General features: G+C 42.0%; 2 protein-coding genes and 1 pseudogene. 1 reads left to right on the forward strand and 2 read right to left on the reverse strand.

Annotation, left to right across the window (positions count from 1 at the left end):
* Positions 1-6: 6 nt before the first annotated feature.
* Together F6K57_RS40265 and F6K57_RS40270 are read right to left on the reverse strand one after the other, a co-directional pair.
* Complete coding sequence (locus tag F6K57_RS40265) at positions 7-999, reverse strand: ribose-phosphate pyrophosphokinase (RefSeq protein ID WP_293054379.1); 993 nt, start codon at positions 997-999, stop codon at positions 7-9.
* A 632-nt stretch (positions 1,000-1,631) separates the two neighbouring features.
* Positions 1,632-2,843 (reverse strand): transposase, encoded by a 1,212-nt coding sequence (locus F6K57_RS40270; protein WP_293054376.1) that lies wholly within the window; start codon positions 2,841-2,843, stop codon positions 1,632-1,634.
* Between the two features lie 381 nt (positions 2,844-3,224).
* On the opposite strand from F6K57_RS40270, the pseudogene F6K57_RS40275 reads away from it, so the two are divergent.
* Positions 3,225-3,423, forward strand: a pseudogene (locus tag F6K57_RS40275) (serine/threonine protein kinase); the annotation flags it as partial.

Below are 3,423 nucleotides of genomic sequence, written 5' to 3' on the forward strand. Positions count from 1 at the left end.
GGATTTTTAACGAAACATACTGCTGACAGAAGAGTCTTCATGAATACGCCAGATGGTTTCACCCAATAAGTTAGCCACTGAAAGCACTGTCAGCTGTGGAAACCGTTTGGCGTCCGGTAGTGGAATACTATTGGTAACAATTACTTCTTCAAACACCCCACTAGAGAGGCGCTCTACAGCTGGTGGCGAAAACACGGCATGGGTTGCACAAGCATAGACTTGGCGAGCCCCCTCTTGACGCAGTACTTTGCCAGCTTCACAAATCGTGCCAGCAGTGTCAATCATATCATCGACTAGCACCGCAGTTTTGCCCTTGACATCCCCAATCACATTCATCACTTCAGCGATATTGTGAGCTTGCCTGCGCTTGTCAATAATGGCAAGGGGGGCATCATATAGCTTTTTGGCAAAGGCTCTGGCTCTAGCCACACCACCAACGTCGGGCGAAACTACTACTAGATCAGTTAGGTGCTTAGAAGCAAGATATTGTAGCAATACTGGTGAACCGTAGACATGGTCACAGGGGATATCGAAATAACCTTGAATTTGAGCGGAGTGCAAATCCATTGCCAAAATGCGATTAGCACCAGCTCCAGTAATCAGGTTAGCCACCAGCTTGGCTGTAATGGACTCACGTCCCGCCGTTTTACGGTCTGCTCGCGCATAACCATAGTAAGGAATTACAGCAGTAACTTGCCGCGCTGAGGCTCGACGGCAAGCATCGATCATAATCAGTAACTCCATCAGGTAATCATTGACCGGATAGCAAGTCGGTTGAATGAGGTAAACATCACACCCTCTGATCGATTCTTGAATTTGGACATAGAGCTCCCCATCAGCAAATCGTTTCCGTAGCATCGGTCCCAAGTCGAGGCCTAGATAACGTGCTACTTCCTGAGAAAGGGAAACATTTGCCGAACCAGAAAATAGTCTTAAACGATTGTTAGCGGCAATCTGGGGCAGAATAGGTTGAAGCTCTAAAGTAACTGAACTGCTCACAGCAAACCCTCGAAGCTTATTTCAACGCGATCTTAACATTCTAAGAATATCCTTTTTATAATAATTTTTATAATTATTTATTTAAATTTAATTAATATTTTATTAATTTTTATAGCGTTGACCTGACAGAGGTGTTGACTAAAGACACTATATATAGTGTCTTGCTATCATACGAACCTGAGAACTCAAGCAGTTTTTTTTAAGTTTCTTACTAAAATACGAAAATTAACTATTGTACTTAATTAGAACAACTGTATATCTACTCAAGTAAGGTAGTTATTTAAGATAGTTCTACCCCAAAATAAGATAGCAATGAACATGTAGTGATGTTCGTATAAACCCGAACAACATATATAGCGGTTCTCCTATTCATTAGGTACAGAGAATTTTTTACCTATTCCCTATTTATTTACTATTCCCTATTCCCTATTTACTATTCCCTACAGCAATTACGCAATAACTATACTTGTAAGGTCTAATTCGGTATCCTACACCATAAGGGTGTTTAGAGTCTAGTTTTGGGTAAACCTTGATGTATATAGTGATCAACTTATCTGTGGCTCAACTCTGTGGCTCAACGGAACGGTTGGAATCCATCGATGGAGTTCCAAAGCAACTTGACACTCCCCGGTCTAAAGACGCGGGGATTCTTGCTTCAACGAGTCAGCTTGCTCAACCAAACCGGAGTCAGGAAGAGTAGAGGCCAATTCTCCACAAGCGTTCTGGTCTGTGACCAAGGTTCCGATGTGCCCCACCGTACCTAAGGCTCTGTTAAGGATGTTGACTGCGGCATTGTGATCCCTGTCTAATTCACAGCCACACTTACAGATGTGAGTCCTGGTTGACAGTGACTTCTTCACGACCTCGCCGCATTCAGAACAATTTTGGCTTGTATAAGCAGGATTTACTGCGACAGTTATCCTGCAAAATTTTTTACCAAAATGCTCCAACCATCTCCTAAATTGATACCAACCTGCGTCATTAATAGATTTAGCAAGACAGTGATTTTTTACTAGATTATTGACTCTTAAATCTTCATAGGCGACCAGGTCGTTAGACCGGATTACGCAACGAGCCAGTCTCTTGGCGTGTTCTTGACGTTGCCTACTTATTTTAAGATGCTGTCTGCCTAGTCTATTAATCGCTTTTTTACGATTGGATGAGCCTTTCTTCTTTCGAGAAACTTGACGTTGATATAATTTTAGCTTCTTTTCCCCAGCCCTGTAAAAACGAGGGTTAGGTTCGGTTTTGCCCCTGGAATCAGTGTAAAACTCTTTCAATCCTACATCCAGTCCCACAGTCGCATCAGCAGGATTTAATTGCTCTTTTACATCGACAGAGATGCAAAACTGAACGTAGTAACCATCAGCCCTCTTGACTATGCGAATTCGTTTGATTAACTTCTTATCAAAGCGCCACAAGTCCCATGTACCCTTGAGTTTCAGTTTTCCGATTCCTTTCTTGTCGCTAAAATTGATCGATTTTTTCTCAGGAGACAACTTCCATCCTGACTGTTTATACTCGACCGATCTACAATGCTTCTGGAATTTAGGAAAACCTTTCTTTCCAGGTACTTTCTTTTTACAATTTTCAAAGAAACGAGCGATTGATGACCATGCCCTTTCAGCCGCAGCTTGTCGAGCTGTTGAGTTCAATTCGTTGGCAAAAGGGAAATTCTTGGCCAAGGTTTTGCAATATTTATTTAAGTCGTATTTGCTTAACCCTTTATTATCCATCCACAAACGAAGACAGCTATTCCGTATAAACTGAACAGTCCGAATAGCTTTGTCTATGGCTTGATACTGTGTTTTGTTTCCGTATGCCTTGAACTCAAGTATAATCATCAGAACTCGACCTCTTCTGTTATATTATTATGCTAACATGCCTAGCACAAATTAGCAAGTATTTGTTTTTATTTTCTTCAAGGCGACTAAAGTCGCGCTTACACTTTCATCTCCGCTCGCTTTGTGGCGGAGTTTTCAGTGTTAGGCTTTCTAATAACGATATTTGTAAGGTCTGGTTGCGGATTGTACACCATAAGGGTGTTTGGAGTCTAGTGTTGGCTAAACCCTGATATATATGCTGATCAACTTATCTTTGGCTCAACTCTGTGGCTCAACGGAAGGGTTGGAATCCATCGATGGAGTTCCAAAGCAACAGAATAAAGTCTAAACTTCAAGAATATTGCTCCGGCCTCATTGTCCGTAACAAGTGATCTACCACCGATGGAACCACCGATTGCTTCTGGAACTATTCTGCAAAATCGCTACCATTTGCTCCGTGTCCTTGACCAAGGAGAATTCAATCGGACTTACCTGGTAGAGGATCAAGGGCGTTTCAATGAACCTTGTGTCCTGAAAGAATTTATTCCCCCTCAGACAGAAACTAATAATCTAGATAAGTCAAGGCAACTGTTTCAACAAG

The sequence above is a fragment of the Moorena sp. SIO4A5 genome, from assembly GCF_010672005.1.
Lineage (GTDB): Bacteria > Cyanobacteriota > Cyanobacteriia > Cyanobacteriales > Coleofasciculaceae > Moorena.